At 30.0% G+C, this 17,997-nt stretch carries 15 protein-coding genes and 1 riboswitch; of the genes, 2 read left to right on the plus strand and 13 right to left on the minus strand.

The genetic code is table 11. The features are described from left to right. The 4 genes from ABV008_RS12430 to ABV008_RS12445 form a co-directional block, all read right to left on the minus strand. A partial coding sequence (locus ABV008_RS12430; RefSeq protein ID WP_502929784.1) for a type IV secretory system conjugative DNA transfer family protein occupies positions 1-815 on the minus strand: 815 nt, incomplete at its 3' end. Further along, positions 812-1,294 carry a PcfB family protein gene (locus tag ABV008_RS12435; RefSeq protein ID WP_352420151.1) on the minus strand — a complete coding sequence of 161 codons (483 nt, stop codon included), beginning with the start codon at positions 1,292-1,294 and terminating at the stop codon, positions 812-814. The genes ABV008_RS12435 and ABV008_RS12430, both read right to left, overlap by 4 nt. A 43-nt stretch (positions 1,295-1,337) precedes the next feature. Next, positions 1,338-2,258 carry a replication initiator protein A gene (locus ABV008_RS12440; protein WP_352420152.1) on the minus strand — a complete coding sequence of 307 codons (921 nt, stop codon included), beginning with the start codon at positions 2,256-2,258 and terminating at the stop codon, positions 1,338-1,340. Positions 2,259-2,408: 150 nt separating this feature from the next. Further along, positions 2,409-4,664 (minus strand): ATP-binding cassette domain-containing protein, encoded by a 2,256-nt coding sequence (locus ABV008_RS12445; protein WP_352420153.1) that lies wholly within the window; start codon positions 4,662-4,664, stop codon positions 2,409-2,411. A 76-nt stretch (positions 4,665-4,740) separates the two neighbouring features. On the opposite strand from ABV008_RS12445, the gene ABV008_RS12450 reads away from it, so the two are divergent. Beyond that, positions 4,741-5,685: a helix-turn-helix transcriptional regulator gene (locus ABV008_RS12450; protein WP_352420154.1), complete on the plus strand. Its 945-nt coding sequence runs from the start codon at positions 4,741-4,743 to the stop codon at positions 5,683-5,685. A gap of 341 nt (positions 5,686-6,026) precedes the next feature. On the opposite strand, the gene ABV008_RS12455 is transcribed toward ABV008_RS12450, so the two are convergent. The 7 genes from ABV008_RS12455 to ABV008_RS12485 all read right to left on the minus strand — a co-directional run bounded on the left by ABV008_RS12455 (position 6,027) and on the right by ABV008_RS12485 (position 13,585). Continuing rightward, entirely contained in the window at positions 6,027-6,614 is a 588-nt protein-coding gene (locus ABV008_RS12455; RefSeq protein WP_352420155.1) for an AAA family ATPase, read from the minus strand. Between the two features lie 268 nt (positions 6,615-6,882). Beyond that, positions 6,883-8,250: a 23S rRNA (uracil(1939)-C(5))-methyltransferase RlmD gene (gene rlmD / locus ABV008_RS12460; RefSeq protein WP_352420164.1), complete on the minus strand. Its 1,368-nt coding sequence runs from the start codon at positions 8,248-8,250 to the stop codon at positions 6,883-6,885. Positions 8,251-8,302: 52 nt separating this feature from the next. Beyond that, the gene (locus ABV008_RS12465) at positions 8,303-8,632 is read right to left on the minus strand and encodes a tRNA-binding protein (RefSeq protein WP_352420165.1); all 330 of its coding nucleotides are present in this window, start codon (positions 8,630-8,632) and stop codon (positions 8,303-8,305) included. Between the two features lie 107 nt (positions 8,633-8,739). After that, positions 8,740-9,915, minus strand: coding sequence for a cation:proton antiporter domain-containing protein (locus ABV008_RS12470; protein WP_352420156.1), 1,176 nt, complete (start codon positions 9,913-9,915; stop codon positions 8,740-8,742). A 63-nt stretch (positions 9,916-9,978) separates the two neighbouring features. After that, positions 9,979-10,037: riboswitch (Fluoride riboswitch) on the minus strand. 406 nt (positions 10,038-10,443) lie between these two features. Then, positions 10,444-10,713: a CD3324 family protein gene (locus ABV008_RS12475; protein ID WP_352420157.1), complete on the minus strand. Its 270-nt coding sequence runs from the start codon at positions 10,711-10,713 to the stop codon at positions 10,444-10,446. Positions 10,714-10,900: 187 nt separating this feature from the next. Then, positions 10,901-13,216 (minus strand): M56 family metallopeptidase, encoded by a 2,316-nt coding sequence (locus ABV008_RS12480; protein ID WP_352420158.1) that lies wholly within the window; start codon positions 13,214-13,216, stop codon positions 10,901-10,903. A 12-nt stretch (positions 13,217-13,228) separates the two neighbouring features. Next, a complete protein-coding gene (locus ABV008_RS12485; RefSeq protein ID WP_352420159.1) occupies positions 13,229-13,585 on the minus strand; it encodes a BlaI/MecI/CopY family transcriptional regulator in 357 nt (118 codons plus the stop codon). Between the two features lie 261 nt (positions 13,586-13,846). On the opposite strand from ABV008_RS12485, the gene ABV008_RS12490 reads away from it, so the two are divergent. Then, the gene (locus tag ABV008_RS12490) at positions 13,847-14,536 is read left to right on the plus strand and encodes a YjjG family noncanonical pyrimidine nucleotidase (RefSeq protein ID WP_352420160.1); all 690 of its coding nucleotides are present in this window, start codon (positions 13,847-13,849) and stop codon (positions 14,534-14,536) included. A gap of 138 nt (positions 14,537-14,674) precedes the next feature. On the opposite strand, the gene ABV008_RS12495 is transcribed toward ABV008_RS12490, so the two are convergent. Both ABV008_RS12495 and ABV008_RS12500 read right to left on the minus strand, forming a co-directional pair. Continuing rightward, positions 14,675-16,753, minus strand: coding sequence for a methyl-accepting chemotaxis protein (locus tag ABV008_RS12495; RefSeq protein WP_352420161.1), 2,079 nt, complete (start codon positions 16,751-16,753; stop codon positions 14,675-14,677). A gap of 453 nt (positions 16,754-17,206) precedes the next feature. Beyond that, positions 17,207-17,833, minus strand: a complete 627-nt coding sequence (locus ABV008_RS12500) for a histidine phosphatase family protein (protein ID WP_352420162.1) — start codon at positions 17,831-17,833, stop codon at positions 17,207-17,209. Positions 17,834-17,997 lie beyond the last annotated feature (164 nt).

Below are 17,997 nucleotides of genomic sequence, written 5' to 3' on the forward strand. Positions count from 1 at the left end.
GCAATTATAGTATTTACCAACTTCAATATATCCTTTTCAGAATGAATATACTCAAAAGGATTATAGTGCATAGATTTTTTAAAATTAATGGTGTTTAACACTTTAATATTATATGGCTCATATATTATCCTACCTTTTTTATCCCTTTCATAGATAATTTTACCTCTTCTATCTCTCATCTCTTTTCCATTTTTATCAAGCTTTTTCTTTTGTGCTCCTCTTTCTAGTAATTTCCCACATTCAAGAAGTATTGTTCCCTTTGGGTCTGTAACTACATAAGATGAATGCATCTGCATTAAATTGGGTTTTACATAGAATCTTGTTTTACCTGACCCTGACCCTCCAACTACTAGCACATTTTTATTCCTTGCATATTTAGGATTCTTTGGCCTACCATTCATTATTAATCTTTCTGTCTGTGTTAATATAATATTTTCTTCATATATCAGATCTATATATGGCCTTATATCTTTTGAATTTCCCCATCTAGCAGAACCATATTCTTCCCCCTTTCGATACTTTCTAGCGTTCTTTCCCTTAGTGTAGACTATAAAATATACAGTTAATGCCCCTATTGCCCCAAATGCTATGTCTTTAGGGTGAAAACTTGGAAATGGGTGTTTAAATAAGTTTTCTAAATTAAGTAGCATTTGATACAAAGTTATAAAGAAATTATCTTTTGGAAATCCTCTGTACATCTTCCCGATCTTATTGAATATATAATAGATAAATATATATGGCACTAGTCTTATAAATAGCTTCTTTTTATCCATCATAGAGAGTTCATATCTCATATTTTCTATTATTTTACTCATAGGCTTTGCTCCTGATGTTTGTTTTTGACCTTATCTTTATTCAAAGATTTAGATATTTCCTTCATCTTATTTATTGCCTGTTTTAAAGAAGGTCTTTTATCCTTATCCATTTCATTCCCAATAAATTCTCTAAAAGCTGTATCTAAAATATCTGTATCCTTACCTTTGAAAAAAACTATATATATTGGTGGATCTGTTGTCTTATCCTTTTTTAAGGCATATTCTATTCCATACTTTTTAGCAGTTTTCTCAAATCCCTTTATATTATCTTCGTTAATTTCAATACTTTTAAGGCCATCATACTTCTTGGATAACTCTCTTAAGGATATTTTCTTTCTTTTGACGGTTTGTCCCTTAGATATTTTCTGCCTTTCTTTTTCTTTAAGATAGGCACTAATCAATATCTTTAAGACAGATAATGTCATCTTGTTATTCTTAGCTACAAATGCAATTGATTTTTCAGTAACTTCTTCTTGCAATTTTATGCCTCCCTTCATTTTTTCTTAAACTACCCTAATCAATTCATCCATTTTCATTGTAGTTAACTAGACTCCTATAGTATTGGCTCATGGTATTTACCGCATTATATATTGTTGTAAGCAAGTAATTCCTAATATTTCTAACCTCACTTGGATTATCTTCAAGGCTATTCATGATATATTCAATATGTCCAGAATTTAATTTCAAAAATCTACTCTTTACTACTTCTACAGGCATCTGATTCCCATTTATAGGTACTGTGCCACCTTCCTGAACGCATACATCTACCATAAGTTCTACAATATTATCAATATCATCTATTGAATATCTTCCATATCTTTTATAGTAGTCATACTCAATATTCTTATAAATTATATCTCTATACATCTCAGCCTTATTTATTTTACTTCTATCAAATCCTAATCTATTTTCTTTCTCTTCTGAAGATAAGATTGGATTAGTATCACTAAATTCAGTATTATTAATATTAGTATTATTACCTTGTCCTTTTGACATTTCTTGAGATGTATTTTCTACATTTCTTGAATTGTCTTTTTGACACTTCTTAAAATTTCCTTTTGACATTTCAGAAAAATTATCCACAATAAAGTTTTTTACATAAATCTTAGTGGGTTTCCCCTGGCCCTGTCTTTGTTTTTCTATAAGGCCAATGCCTTTTTCTGTATCGAGTTCCGAAAGTACCTTCACCGATTTCTTATTCCCCCATCCCATGACTTCCATAATGTTTTCAATGGTAAAATAAATATATACTCTATTATTTTCATCCACCCAACCATTTTTCATAGATAATTCCATCCTATCTAGGAGTATTCCATAAAGTACCTTGGCATCAGATGATAGGTTTTTAAATATTGGATCTATATATAGTACCTTTGGTATTCTAAAGAATGAAAACTGTTCTGATTCTTTGCCATGATAGTAATTAAAGCTTACTTCTGCCATGATTACACCTCCCTTCGTTAATTTTGGGCATGAAAAAACAGCAAGGGTTTAATCTTGCTGCTAAATTAAATTTTTATTTAGTTGTAATATTATATGTAATGGATTAACTCATAGTTTAATCCATTACATATCCTTTATTCTAAAAAATAATTATTTATCTAAATATTTCTTTAAATGCTTTCCCGTAATTGATCTTTGAGATTTCAATATTCCTTCAATTCTTCCTTGATATAATAAATATCCACCTTTTTCTCCAGCATATGGCCCTAAGTCTATAATCCAATCAGCTATACTCATCATTTCTAGATTATGCTCAATAATTATTATTGTGTTATTTTGGGATAACTTTTTAAATATCTTTATCAACCTAGAAACATCCTTAGCATGTAACCCTGTTGTTGGTTCATCAAAAACATAAATATTTTTATCAGAATTTAAATTAACAGATAACTTTAATCTTTGCAATTCTCCTCCAGATAGTGTATCTAAACTCTGCCCTAAGGTTAAATATCCAATTCCTACATCTATTAACCTCTGTAATATTATATTAATATTATTAAAATCTTGAAAATAGTTCAAAGCATCTTCAATTGATAAATCCAATACTTGACTTATATTCAAGCCCTTTACCTTATATTTAAGTGCCTTTACATTGTACCTTTTCCCATTGCACGCTTCACATTCACTAACTATATCATCCATAAAAGCTAAGTCTAATTTTATATAACCTTTGCCCCTGCATTCTGGGCAAGCTCCTTTTGAATTAAAGCTAAAATATGATGGAGATACATTATTTGTTTCGGCAAAGATATTTCTAATATACTCAAGTACTCCTATATAACTTGAAACTGTTGATCTAACATTTGTATATATCTTTTTTTGGTCAATAAAAATAGCTTCAGGATATCTTATTTTAAATTCAATATCCATAAGTGACGATTTTCCTGACCCTGCAACTCCAGTTACTACAGTAATTGCATTTTTAGGTATTTTCACATCTATATTCTTTAAATTGTTTTTATTTGCATCATTAACTTCTAACCAGCCTTTAAAAGTTTTTATTTCTTTTTTTATTCCAGTTTTCTTTTTAAGCTCCTTTGATGTCAATGTTTCTGCAGTTAAAAAATCTTTATATTTTCCTAAAAAAATTAAATCTCCTCCTCTTTTCCCTGATTCTGGCCCTAATTCTATAATATTATCAGCAATTTTTATTACATCAATATCATGTTCAACAATTAATACTGTATTTCCTTTATTCTTTAAATCTATTAGTAATCTATTTATCCTTAATATATCCTCTGGATGCAATCCTACACTAGGCTCATCTAATATATATAATAAATCTACAAGACTATTTCCAAGCTGTTTTATAATTTTTATTCTTTGTGATTCTCCACCTGAAAGACTTCCAGTATTTCTATTTAAACTTAAATAATCAAGTCCAACTAATCTAAAATTATATAAATCTTTTAAAATTGAATCTATCAATTCTTTTGCATTTTTTATACTTAAACTCTCTAATTCAATTATTAAACCCTCTATACTCATTCTAGAATAATCATAAATATTTTTATTATTTATTTTACATTTTAAAATACTATCCTTTAATCTGCCCCCCTTACATTTTGGACAGATAATTTCTTTTGCATATTTATCTATCTCATGTTTATGAATTCTACCTTCCCTGCTATCCTTCTTAAAAAAAGCTTTTTTTATTCTTGGTATTAGCCCATCATAAATTGCTGACTTTGGATATTTATCACTTGGATTTTCCAACTTTATTTCATCTGCATATAATAATAGATAAAGTTCCTTCTCATTATAACAACTGATTTTTTTATCATTATCAAACAAACCAGATTCCACATATCTACTCCATCTAAACCCTCCCACTTGGAATGTAGGAAACAAAATTGCTCCTTCATTTAATGATTTATTTTTATCTATAATCTGTTCTACATCAATATCCCTTATCTTGCCTATTCCCTCACATACTTCACACATACCTTTAGGATTGTTAAAAGAAAAACTATCTGAATATCCTACAAATGGCTTTCCAAATCTAGAAAATAATAGTCTAAGTTTCGAATATATATCGGTTACTGTTCCTACTGTAGACCTGCTATTATCTCCAATCTTTTTTTGATTTATTACAATTGATGGTGACAGTCCTTTAATCTCATCACATTTCGGTTGTGAAAATTTTCCTAATCTAGTTCTAATAAAACTGGAGTAACTTTCATTCATCTGCCTTTGTGATTCTGCTGCAATGGTATCAAATACTAAGGCAGATTTACCTGATCCAGATGGTCCAACTACTACGGTAATTTCTTTCTTTGGAATGTATACATCAATATTCTTTAAATTCTTTTCCTTTGCTCCTTTTACTATAATTTTATCTTTCATAACATCACCCTTTAATTTCTAATACAATAAGTATATAATATAAACATGACAATAACTGTCACTTTAAGGAGGAAATATGAATAAAACTGCATTATTGTTCGATTTAATTTGGTTTGTAAATTCCAAAAAAGAATTTACAGCAAGAGATATTGCAAATGAGTTTAATATATCAGTAAGAACAGCACATAGATATATCACTGATCTTTCGGATATTGGAATACCTATATACTCCAAGCAAGGCAGAAATGGAGGTTATAAAGTACTAGATAATCAAGTATATCCTCCTATACTATTTTCAAAGGATGAGATATTTGCAATTCTTTTCTCATTTAATTATCTTGGAAATTATAATAATTTACCTTTTAATTTAAGTATCAGCTCAGTTAAAGAAAAAATATATTCACTTTTACCTAAAGATACTTTGAAGGAATTTAAGGAACTAGATAATACCCTACAAATTAATGAATATCGATTTAAACATAATACACCTTTTTTAAAAGAAATAATATCTGCTGCAATAAATAAGAATATAGTGCTGATTCAATATAATTCCCACAAATCAAAAACAGATAAGAAAATTGTACCAATAGGTGTTTATGCATATAATGGCAAATGGTATTCTCCTGCTCTTGATATAGAATTACTGGAATATAGGTTGTATCGTGTAGATAGAATAATAGATTTTAAAAACAGCATGGATACTTATGAAAACCTCATGTCTTTAAAAGAATGGTTATCAAACTATCCAATTAATTATCCAATTGAATTGCATGTAAAATTAAATAGAATTGCCTATTTAGAATGTAAAGATATCTATTTTTTACAAAATGATCTAGAATACATTGATAATAATTGTTATGAACTTAAAAAAACAATCGATTCAAATGAAATTCCTTTTTATACAAAACTTCTCTTAAGACTTGGGAGAAATGCAAAAGTAATTGAACCTTCGGAATTAATTAATAGTTTAAAAAGGGAAATTATGTGTGTGTATAATCTATATGATATTGAATCTAAATAAGATAAAAACTGGAATACTTTCTATCCAATTTATCTTCAAAATAGTATAGCTGGTAAATGTAGTAATTTTATACTAAAAACATTATGAAAATGCTTCTGGTTCGAAAACTTCTTTTACAACACAATAAATATTTTTTTATCATTTTTGTCTCTTGTATTATAATCATTATTATAACCTATGATTATCACCTCCCTTCGTTGATTTTGGGCATGAAAAAACAGCAAGGGTTTATTCTTGCTGTTAGCTCTTCTTATTAAATTATTTAGAGTAAATAAGGTCTGTTAATATTTAAATGTTTCATACTTGAAAAATGAAGTTTAGCAATTGACAAAATCTCTTTATTAACGTATATGTTTTATTAAGGTTATTACTCTATCAATTCTTTTCTTCAAAAAAGTTCTTTTGTCTGGCAAAAGGGTTACTTCACTTCTTTTTGCAATTTCTTCAACAACATAGTCAATACTCCTATTGTCTGTTATGATTTTTTCTTCAGTGATTGTTGTATTGAAGGCCTCAATACAACAATCAACTTGTAATTTTGCCCATGTTTCACCACGTTCAAGTCGTTTGTTTAATCGTTTTAATATAGTTTCTTTATCAGCATATAAAATATAATGATTTAGAATTATACCATCATCTCTAAGCCTTTGAATTATTTCTCTATAATATTGTTGTTTATTAATTGTCATTGGTACAATAATTATTCCTGAATATTCTGAGTAAATATACCTTAACATCTCATAATTAAATAATCTCCATTGTTCATAATCTTGGAAGTCAATTTTTTGGATTTCCTTAGGTATATTCTTTCGGATAAAATATCCAATATTTTCAGGGTCATAAACAAAGGAATTAGGAAGTCTTCTATTTAATTCAAAAGCACATGTAGTTTTTCCAGAACCAAATGCACCATTTAACCAAATAATCATTATATGTCCTCCTTTAGGCATATCTTTACTTCTCATCTTCCTACAAATACTCAGCCAATTAAACTCTTCTGTTATTATTATATATCATATAATATCTTAAAGAAAAATCCCTGCTATAGAATTTGTTTAATTTATTTTCTTGTATCTCCACTAACTAGGTCAACTACCACCGAAACATTAAAATATTTTTTTAGTACTTTTTTCTTAAAATTATGCTCATCTTCCACAAACTCAAAATGGTCGTAAAACTGCTTGAATCTCAGGATTTCTATATAGTTTTCTTTTGTATCAACGCTATACACTCCACATGTGGCGTATGAGGAAACATATCCATACACTTTACCTTCTTCGCCCTATATCCACGTTCTTCAAATATAGGCAAATCCCTTGCCAATGATCTTGGATTACATGACACATACACGAATTCCTCTGGCTCAAAATCGATTATCTTGTGTATAGCCTTTGGATGAATGCCATCTCTTGGAGGATCCAGTATTATTAAGTCAGGCTTTTCCTTAAGCTCTGATACTTTTTCCATTACGTCTCCAGCTATGAAGTAACAGTTGTCGAGGCCATTTAGCTTTGCATTTTCCTTTGCTGATTCAACTGCTTCTTCTACTATTTCTATACCTATGACTTTGCTTGCAACAGCTGCCATTATTTGAGCTATAGTACCAGTTCCACAGTATAGGTCGTATATGAGTTTATCTTTTTTGTCTCCTGCAAAGTCTCTGACTATGGAGTACAGCTTTTCTGCTCCTAATGTGTTTGTTTGAAAGAATGAAAATGCAGATATCTTAAATTTCAAACCTAATATTTCTTCTACTATATGATCTCTTCCAAATAATACTTTCGTTTCATCACTCTGTACTGTATCAGAAATATTATCGTTAATAGTGTGTAAAAAACCTATAAGCTCTCCCTTGTAGTCAATGTTTCTAAGCCTTTCAATAAGCTCTTCCAATTCTAACTGCTGTTGTGATGTAGTGACTAGATTAACTAGCAGCTCACCTGTTTTTATGGCTTTTCTAACTACTAAATGTCTTAGTACACCTTCATGACTTCTTTTGTTATATAGCTCCACACCTTTTTCTTTAAAATAATCTAATATGTTAGTCAGTATTTTAATAAAATCTTTATCTACTATTTGACAACCATCTACTGTAACTATTTCATAGAACTTTCCTTTCTGATGTAAGCCAAGGCTTAGCTCTCCACCTTTTTCAACATCTCCAAATGTAAATTCCATTTTATTTCTATAGTCGTACTCTAAAGGACTTGGTTCTATTCCTAGATATTCAAAATCCTTTATTCCAGCATCTTTTAATAGCTTAATAACTTGATTACTCTTAATATTCAATTGCTCCTCATATGATAATGTCTGATATGAGCATCCACCACAAATTCCAAAGTGCTTGCAAAATGGTTCTTTTTCTACAGGTGATTTTTCTAATACCTCTAGTATCTTGCCTTCTATTTTATCTTTTCTCTTTTTCGTTATTCTTACTTTAACCTTTTGTCCCTTTATTGCATTCTTTACTATTATCTTTTTGTCTCCGACCTTTGCTAATCCTTTGTTTGGGAATTCTACCTCGTCTATATAAACATCTAATATATCATTCTTTTTAATAATAATCTCCTCCTGAGTATCTTAGTACGATGATTTTATGTTATGAAATTTTTCCTATTTACCCCAACCTATCTCCTTTTTTTACAATCTGTTCTGGCTGAATTAAAACTACTCCTTGCTTTGCATAAACACCCAATATTAGGACTTCTGATTTGAAGTCGGCAATTTGTCTAGGTGGAAAATTAACTACTCCTAATACTTGTTTTCCAACAAGCTCTTCGGCTTTATAGCATTCAGTAATTTGAGCGCTAGATTTTTTTGTTCCAATTTCTTCTCCAAAATCTACCCATAACTTGTATGCAGGCTTTCTTGCCTTTTCAAAATCCTCTACTCTAATAATCTCTCCAACCCTAATATCCAGTTTTAAAAAGTCATCAAAAGTAGCCATATTCCCAACACCTTTCCCTTTAGTATTCATACGCTATAAAGCGACTTTAATAATTATTAATTATATGTTATCATCAGTATTGTCAGTCATCAAGAAAAAATAAAAACCTATTCCAATAATTTTTCTGCAGAAATATTAATACCTATGGCTCCTAAAGGCGCTGTAATTAATATTGATAATACCGCAATAGCTAAAATTACTTCTCCTGATTCCACTCCCAATGATAATGGAACTGCTCCCATTGCAGCTTGCACAGTTGCTTTGGGAACATAAGATATAATACAAAATAGCTTTTCCTTCCGATTTAAGTTTGCACCTAATAGAGAAATAATTACTCCTATACTTCTTCCAAATAACCCGATTAGTATTATTATGGCACCTATGCCACCTGCGTTAACAGCTACATTAATATTCACTTGAGCTCCAACTAATACAAATAGTAATATCTCTGCAAAAACCCATATTTTATTGAACTTTGATGCAAGTCGTTTTCCTACATTAGGTATTTTATCAATAATTATAAATCCAATAGTCATAACTCCCAATAATGATGCTATTTCTATTTTAGTTTTTAACAAATTCTCCAATTCAGTAAGTAGAATTGATAAACCAAGTATTAATAAAACTTTTTTTGTATCTCTCATATGATATTTCTTAAAGATTTTTATCATCACTAAACCAATAATACCACCAATTATAATACCTAATAATATTGATATTGGAATACTTAATACTTGAATACCAATATTTATATGCTTTCCACTGTATAGACCTAAAAAGGCACTAAATATAGTTATAGCAAATACATCATCAATAGAAGCTCCTGCTAGTATTAGAGTCGGGACGCCTTTTTTAGTCCCTATATTATTTTCAATTAAACGTAGCATAGAAGGAACTACAACAGCAGGAGAAACAGCAGCTATAATGAAGCCTAATATGCCTCCCTGAATGAAGGAAAAGTTTAGAAGCTTAACTGATGCGAAAGCAATAAAGAGCCCTTCTATTAGTCCTGGTATGCAGCTCATCTTTAATGCAGTACTTCCAACCCTTTTTAAATCATCTTTATTAATTCCAAGCCCTGCTCTTAATAGTATAATAATTAAAGCAATTTTTCTTAAATCAGCTGATGCACGAATCAAATCTGTCTGAAGTAAGTTAAGACCATAAGGACCTATGATAATTCCTAATATTAGCATTCCCAATAAACCAGGTATCTTAATCTTTTCAAATAACTTATTTGCTGGCAATCCTAATAATATAATGATAGCTAAACTTGATGCCATAACAATTTCCTCCTTAGATGTAATAATGAAAACAAAAAAACTCCTACAGGTATAGGTATTGTAACGCCTGTAGGAGTCATTAGCAATTTGCAATTCTGGTGAACTCCATCACCATTGTTTAATGTCCTATAAAATTATAGTCTAATTTAATATTAATGTCAATAAAATCTCCTTACAACTTAAGTGTATCTCTATTAGATAGATTAACCTCCAAAGACACCACTATAAGTTGGTGGTATTTCTTTGAATTTAGTTTCTTTTAGCCATGATGCTAGAGTCTTGCCAGAATGATGAACAGTTTTGCGAGCTTGAACATCTGCAATCCTAGGCTTTATCTTTTCTAAAGATGAAACGTCTATATTATTTTTTCTCTAGTCTTTATATAAAAATAATGGATGCAATGCATCCATTATTTTAAGTTATGCTAAAAGCACCTCTATTTTCAACTTATACCATCCCCTTCCTCTAGTTCTAACCGGTCAATTATATTTTCTCATTAATAATCTAGAAATCATAGGAAGAGAATAATTATAATTGTTTTTTACCATATACAATCTTTCTAATTGTTTCTTCACTTAGATAATACCTGTTGGCTATCTCATCTATTGCTATACCATTCTTATATAACTCAAATATCTTTTCATTTCGTTTTTCTAGCAGCTTCTTTGAACCGTTTAAATGACCCCAGCCAACCCTCTTGCTCTTTTTAGGTATGTATATCAACCCTCCGTCAATATACTCCTGAATCTCTTTTAGAAGGTGAGCTGGCAATACTTCTACACCTTTTTTGTAACTCAAATATTAGTACCTCCTGCAATAAAGTATTAGATTTATAGATACTTAATGTATCTTTCATCATAATACTCACCTCCCTTAATTTATCTTTTCTTAAAATTTTGTTCATGAATATCTATAACTAGTTGTATTTTAAAGATATCTATATAATATATTAACTCATTTGCATAATATTTACTATACCTTTTGTTTATTGCATTGGCAAGAATCCTACTTTCCAAGTATAATTTTTATCCAATACTAGTCTGAAACTATACCTAAATGGATTTCCTGCAGCATCGTATTCTTCAAGGTATTTGTCTTCCCATGATATAACCGCTTCTTTATAGTCATTGTAATAATTTATTTCTATATTTACTGGATTTTCAAAAGGACTAAAATCCTTCATCCTATCCCTTTCTGGAATTTTCATATGCTCTTTTTTATCCCATCCTAGCTGATTTTCTTCCTTAGTATATAATTCCCACTCAGCCTCATAATTTTTCTCTTTTTGCGCATGAAAGTATAGCTTCATTATACTTAAAGGAAAAAGATTCCTTAGCTCTTCCTCATTGAAATCTACAATGAATTTATCATAGACCTTTTTTTCAGCATCTGTTAGCTCTAAGAAATTGTCACTGCTTAAGTTGTAATAACCCTCAGACCTGCCTAATTCTATAAAATCACAAGTTTTTGTATCTTTATTATAGGGAATTACCAACATATAATTTCCTGCTAAATAATAAGCCTTGTTATCTTCACCATATTTGCCATCTGGATCTGGCCCAAAGTAAGCATCATAAATTTCTCTAAAATTCGGCTGGCCTAATATCTTTTCAATTGCATATATATCCATGCCTGACTTAATCCCATAAGTTTCTTTGTTATTAAATAATATCATATTTTGAATCTCACCATGATGAATCTTGCCTTCATCTGTATAGCCATTTGTAAAAAAAACAATATTATCGTATTTTAGATATAATCCACCTGCAAAATAATCTATCTCCAGAGGCTCTCCCCATTTTTTTACTACTTCTTCTGTATTATCACCTATTCCAAACTCTATTCCATCCATTTTACCTTCGTAGGCTAGCTTCAGATATTCATTATAAGCATATTTATCACTTCCTGGTGGTATTATCTCTATAGATTTCATAATCTTCTCTGCTATTTTTGTAGTTTTTTTAAAGGATTTTGCTAATCTTTCATCATTTGGTGAATACTGCATATCTGTTGGATATGCCCATCCAAAATAGAATTCATCATTTTCTCCTATGTATTTTAAATTATATATAGAATTAAGTTCTTCTAAGTCTTCTCTAGTAAACCTTCCTTTTTGATATATTTCAATTCTAAATACTGTACCCATCATATCTTCAGGGTAAGCTTCATTTACATCCTTATTACAAAAGTACACTCCACTGCTTTCTTCAAATATCTTAAACTTATCAAAATCTTTCTCTTTCATCAAAAGAGTAAATCCAAAGTTTTCATTTCTGTATATGACTTTGTCTTGCTTATTAGTCAAAGTAAATACTATTAATACTGCTAGCAAAATAATCCCAAACAATGTAATCCAAGCCTTTGGCTTCTTGTATTTCATAATATTCTTTACTCTAGTTTTTATATTGCTTTCACCAAAGAAAAGTAAGCTCCCTTGCATTACATGTTCTTGTTTGTCTGAAATATCAATTAATGAATTGGCATATTTTTTTCTTATGTCATCTCTCCAAATCTTCATTACCTTTTCATCACAAGATAATTCCATATCTTCATTAAAATATTTCGCAGATAACCAAACTAAAGGGTTAAACCAATGTATGCAAATGACAATGGACCATATTAATTTTAAAATATTGTCATATCTCTTTATATGATAAATTTCATGTGCTAAAATTTGCCTTATATCATCGGAGTAGTTATTATTTATCATTGAAGCTGGTATAATAATTTTAGGTTTAATCAATCCATATACTAGTGGACTTCCTAGAAAATCCAAAGTATATATATCAACATTTTTATTAATCCCCATTAGTTTTTTAATATGACTTATATCATAATCTCTAGCAATGGTTGATGTTTCTAGTATCTTAGCAGCTTGACGATATTTTCCAAAGCTTCGTATAATTAAAAATATCATACCTAATATCCATATTATGGCTGCCCCTAAAACAATTATCTGTAATGAGCTAGTTAATGTAATAGGTGTTGTTATATTAGCCCTAGGTACATTTAAATTATTAACTACCATTTTCTGAATATTATTTTGTGTAAATTCTGCTGATACATCACTACTAACCCTGCTTATGATGGTAGTTGTATTAGGCATAAAATTGAACAAGCTCAAACTTGATGAAAAATTTAATGGTATTATTAATCTAAGTAAGACAATGAACCATAAGTAGTATGAAAAGTTCTTTGGGAGATATTTGCCTATTGTAATTCTAATTGCAATAATTAATAATGCAATTATGGAAGCTGTTATACTCATATTAATAACAGTACGAAATAGATTCTCAATCACAAAATACACCCCTTAATCTAAATTATCAACTATTTTTCTAAGTTCATCTATATCTTCTTTAGTTAAGTTTTCCCTTTGCAAGAAGCTAGCGAAAAATGTTTTTATAGAGCCACCATATACCTTATCTATTAATTCTTCTGTCTCTGCCTTTTGGGCTAATTCTCTTTTTACTAAGGCAGTTACTATTGAATTATCATTAGATATGATTCCTCTGTCTACCAGTCTCCGTATAACTGTAAATGTAGTTGATTTCTTCCAGCTCAATTTTTCATGTGCTAGCTTTACTAACTCTGAACTTTTTATGGGTTCATTATCCCATAATATCTCCATAAATTTATATTCAGCATCAAATATTTTTATATTGTCCATTTAATTCCTCCTAGGTCTAATTTATTAAACCTCTTTAGATTAGTCTATTCAATTAGACCAGTTTTGTCAACAACTTATTTGTAATTTACAGCAATTTACTTTTTAAATACAAGAAAAGCTTCTGATCAAAGCATCTTACACCAAGTGAGTCTTTGCCTATAGTACATGGCTAACATTAAAGAAGGTTTATACTTTCCAATGAGCAATAGAGATATCTATATGTTATAATTAGAAAAATGAACTATAAGGGGGATGATTATTATGAAGTATGAGGTAATAATATTTGATGCAGATGAAACTTTGTTTGATTTTAGAAAATCCGAAAGTGTTGCTTTTGGAAATACAATGCTTGAATTTAATATAGAATATGATGAAAATCATCATTTGAAAATATATAGCGATATAAATACAGCTATATGGAAAGAGTTTGAGGATGGACTTATTACTCAGGAAGAATTAAAGGTTGAAAGATTTAAAAGATTATCTGGTAAATTAAATGTTGAACTTGATGAAATAGAATTTTCAAAATCATATATGAAGCATTTATCCAATGCGTCCTTCTTATATGATAATAGTGCAAATCTTGTAGAAAGCCTCCATAAAGATTATAAACTTTCTATAATTACTAATGGCCTTAAAGATGTTCAAGATAATAGGATACGAAAATCTAGTATAGCAAAATACTTTGAAGATATAGTAATTTCTGAGGAAGTTAGAGTTGCAAAACCAGATCCTAGAATATTTGAACTAGCTTTAAACAATATAAATTGTACTGACAAAAGCAAGGTGCTAGTAGTAGGAGATAGCTTAACATCAGATATGCAAGGTGGAATAAATTTTGGCATAGACACATGCTGGTTTAATCCCAATAGAATTGAGAATAAAACCGAAATAAAACCTATTTATGAAATCACTAATTTAATGGAACTTATACAAGTGCTTGAAAGATAAGCAGAACAGATAGAAAAGCAAAAACTAGGTGATTTCACCTAGTTTTTGCATCCTATTATAAGCTTGTACCATAAGTTCTAAATCCTTAAATTGATGCTTTTTCTCTATCAAATTTAGCATTTCTAGTAAATCTATACTCTAAATTTTAAATCTATTGACTAGTTCGTTTAACTTCTCTATAGTTCTAGCTAAGTTATCTGTGCTATTAGATATAGTTTCCATAGTCGCGGCTTGTTCTTCCATGGAAGCTGATAGTTCCTCTGTAGAGGCAGCAGTTTCTTCTGTTATGGAAGATATACTTTGAATAGCTAATACTGCATCTTCTTTTTCACTATCAACAGCATCTAATCCTTCACCTAACTTTTCTATAGCCTTTATAGAAGTCATTATGGATGAAATTATTTCTTCAAAAGCTTTTATAGATTCATCCAATGTTTTGTCAGCATCCTTTAATGCCTTTTCAGATACATCCATGTTCTCTTTTGTTGCCTCAACTTCTGATTGAATAGAGTTTAAAATATCTTCTATATTCCTAGTAGCATGTCCCGTTTGTTCAGACAGCTTTCTTATTTCTTCAGCTACTACTGAAAATCCTCTACCTGCTTCACCTGCTCTAGCAGCTTCAATAGCTGCATTTAAAGCTAAAAGATTAGTTTGTTCTGAGATATCCATTATAGTATTTAGTATGCTTCCAATAGATTGCGATTTATCTAATAGAGAATTAACGTTTTTAGCTACAATAATAGTGGAATTGCTAGTAATGTCAAATTTCTCTACCATATCATTCATTGCTTTTGTTCCTTCTTCTCCTATCTTCTGTGCTTTCAATGAACTATCTACTACTATTTCTCCATTTTCTACAGCTATTTTTATTTCACTAGCTAGTTTTTCTAATTTCATTGAACCTGTCTCTGCATCTTCAGCCTGTTCCATTGCAGCTTTTGCTAATTCTTCTACAGTTTTTGCAACTTCATTTATTGATAGACTAGTTTCTTGAGTAGCAACAGTTAGATTATTAGTATTGTCAACGATATTCGCTGTAGTTTCTTCTATGGACCTAATAACTTTTCTCATTTCCTCTCTTAAAATCGCTGTTGCTCTGAAAATAGAACCTATCTCATCTTTTCTACTAAGGATGTTCTTTATCTTATTAGTTTCTTCTATATCTGTTAGATCTAAATTAGCAGATGTATTTAATATATCTGTAGCAAGTACAATTGGACCAGATATCCTTTTCCCTAAAACAAAAGAAATTATTGTTGCTAATATTGTAGCTAATATTATAACTCCTATTATAATATAGACTGTTGCATACATATCTTTTAAGATTTCATTTTTAGGTACAGTAAGGACAACAACTTTATCACCATGTAGTTTCGAGAAAGTCATAATTTTACTCTCTTTGCCAAAATTAGTATCTATCACACCAGAATCTTTGCTAGTTATTTCATCAACAATATTACTATATTGGCCATCATTTACGGTTTTTAAGTTACTGTCTTTATCTAGAGTAGGATGAATCAAATAATCGTAGTCTTTATTAAGCACAAATGCATAGCCAGTATCGTATAGCTTTATTTCTTCTACCTGTTTTTTCAATTCCCCTACTTTCATATCTGCACCTACTACTCCAATAGGCGTATTGTTAATTATAATAGGCATTGAATAAGTCATTACATTTAAGTCAGCATTGTTAACATAGAAGTCTCCCCATAATGCCTTACCAGCTTTTATAGCATCATAATAAAATGAAGCATCTGGATCGTCTTGGCTTTTCCCCGCTATGTTGGTTGGTATAGAATGTATTAACTTTCCACTTTCGTCTACTGCAGCCCAGATTCCTTCTGATCTACCAGTATATTTAGGATCAAAAACTATGTATAGTCCTGCACTTTTTGTAGTTTCTTTAGTCATTCTTTGAATTATTGGGCTTAGAATAGTATCACTATACTCTTCAAGATATCCCTCTTCATATATCCTTGTTACGTCAATAGTTCCTTCCACTATTTGATACATATTGGACACTACGGCTTCATATACTGCTAAGTCTTCATTAAATTCTTTAGAATATGCTTGTCCCATAGCAAGAAGACCATCTTTAGCTTCTTCCTCAATTACATTCATGCTTCTAAAAATACTTGTAACTCCAACAACTAAAGACATAGCTATGGAGCAGGCTAAAACTGTTAATATAATTCTAGTGCTAATTTTTTTCACTATGTTCCCTTCTTTCTAATGACTTTCATATTAACATTATCGACATCTTTTGATGTCTTGTTTACTCATAATGCCCAATTTGTCAACTTTATGACACAAAAATATCTGTTAATTTAACAAAATATTTGTTATTTATGTACAAATACATTCCCTAATTTCAAATGCTTAAACTCAGAATGTCACTTATGGTTGACTCTTTTATTAGATTCTCTTTAAAACCAAGACTCTCACCTTTATTTATTCACTATTAACTTTTATTTTTATTTTAGGTTTTGTTGGCATAGTATCTCCTTTGTAATTTTGATATTACAAATATGCCTATCTTGCTACTACTAATATTTTTACAGCTATTATGAAATAAATAAAAAGCATAGCTTAGATAAGATTTTAATGTCTCTAAACCATGCTTTACAGTAGTTTGAGGTATATGAAGTGGAGAAATAATGAATTTAATTATTCAATAGATAGTTGCTTTAAATGTTCTTGCATATTGGAAAAAAAGACTATCTTTTTACCATCAATAATTCTCCACGTATGAACAGCTGTATCTCCTGATGCTAACCATATATTAGTATCCACAGGCAAATTGAGAAAACTTCTATATAGCATAGTTATCAGTCCACCATGAGACACAATACATATTGTAGCCTTATGATCTCCATCATCTATAGAATGTAGCAAGCTAGCAAGAAAATACTCTGCTCTACTTCTTAAATCAATCATTGATTCACCCTTCTCAACTGCCTGAAAATATTTTCTTCCACCTTCTGGTTCAGGGTATTTTTGCTTAGCTTCTTCTCTTAAAAGACCTGCTAAGACTCCATTGTTCCATTCTATTAGGTTTTCATTAAAAATGACCTCTTGGTTCATATTACTCGCAATAATCTCCGCAGTTTCTTTTGCCCTTTTCAATGGACTTGCAATTATCATATCAAAGGTATATCTTTCTTTTAACCATTTAGCTAATTTACCAGCCTGTTCTCTACCTAAATCAGTTAAAGGAAAATCTGCTCTTCCTTCATGTCTACCCTCAATATCTGCTAAGGATTGTCCATGCCTGATAACTACTAGCTCAATCATGTTTATTCCCCCTGTCTGTTTATGGTATTGTCAAAAATCTTAATAGAGATTTCTAACAACCCTTGATTTTTGAACATTTATATTGATTAAAATAGTTACCCCCATAAGGGATATCTTTTTAATATCTTTATAAACAAAAATGGATGACAAATCTCCGTTCATTG

Source organism: Proteiniborus sp., assembly GCF_040308045.1.
Lineage (GTDB): Bacteria > Bacillota > Clostridia > Tissierellales > Proteiniboraceae > Proteiniborus.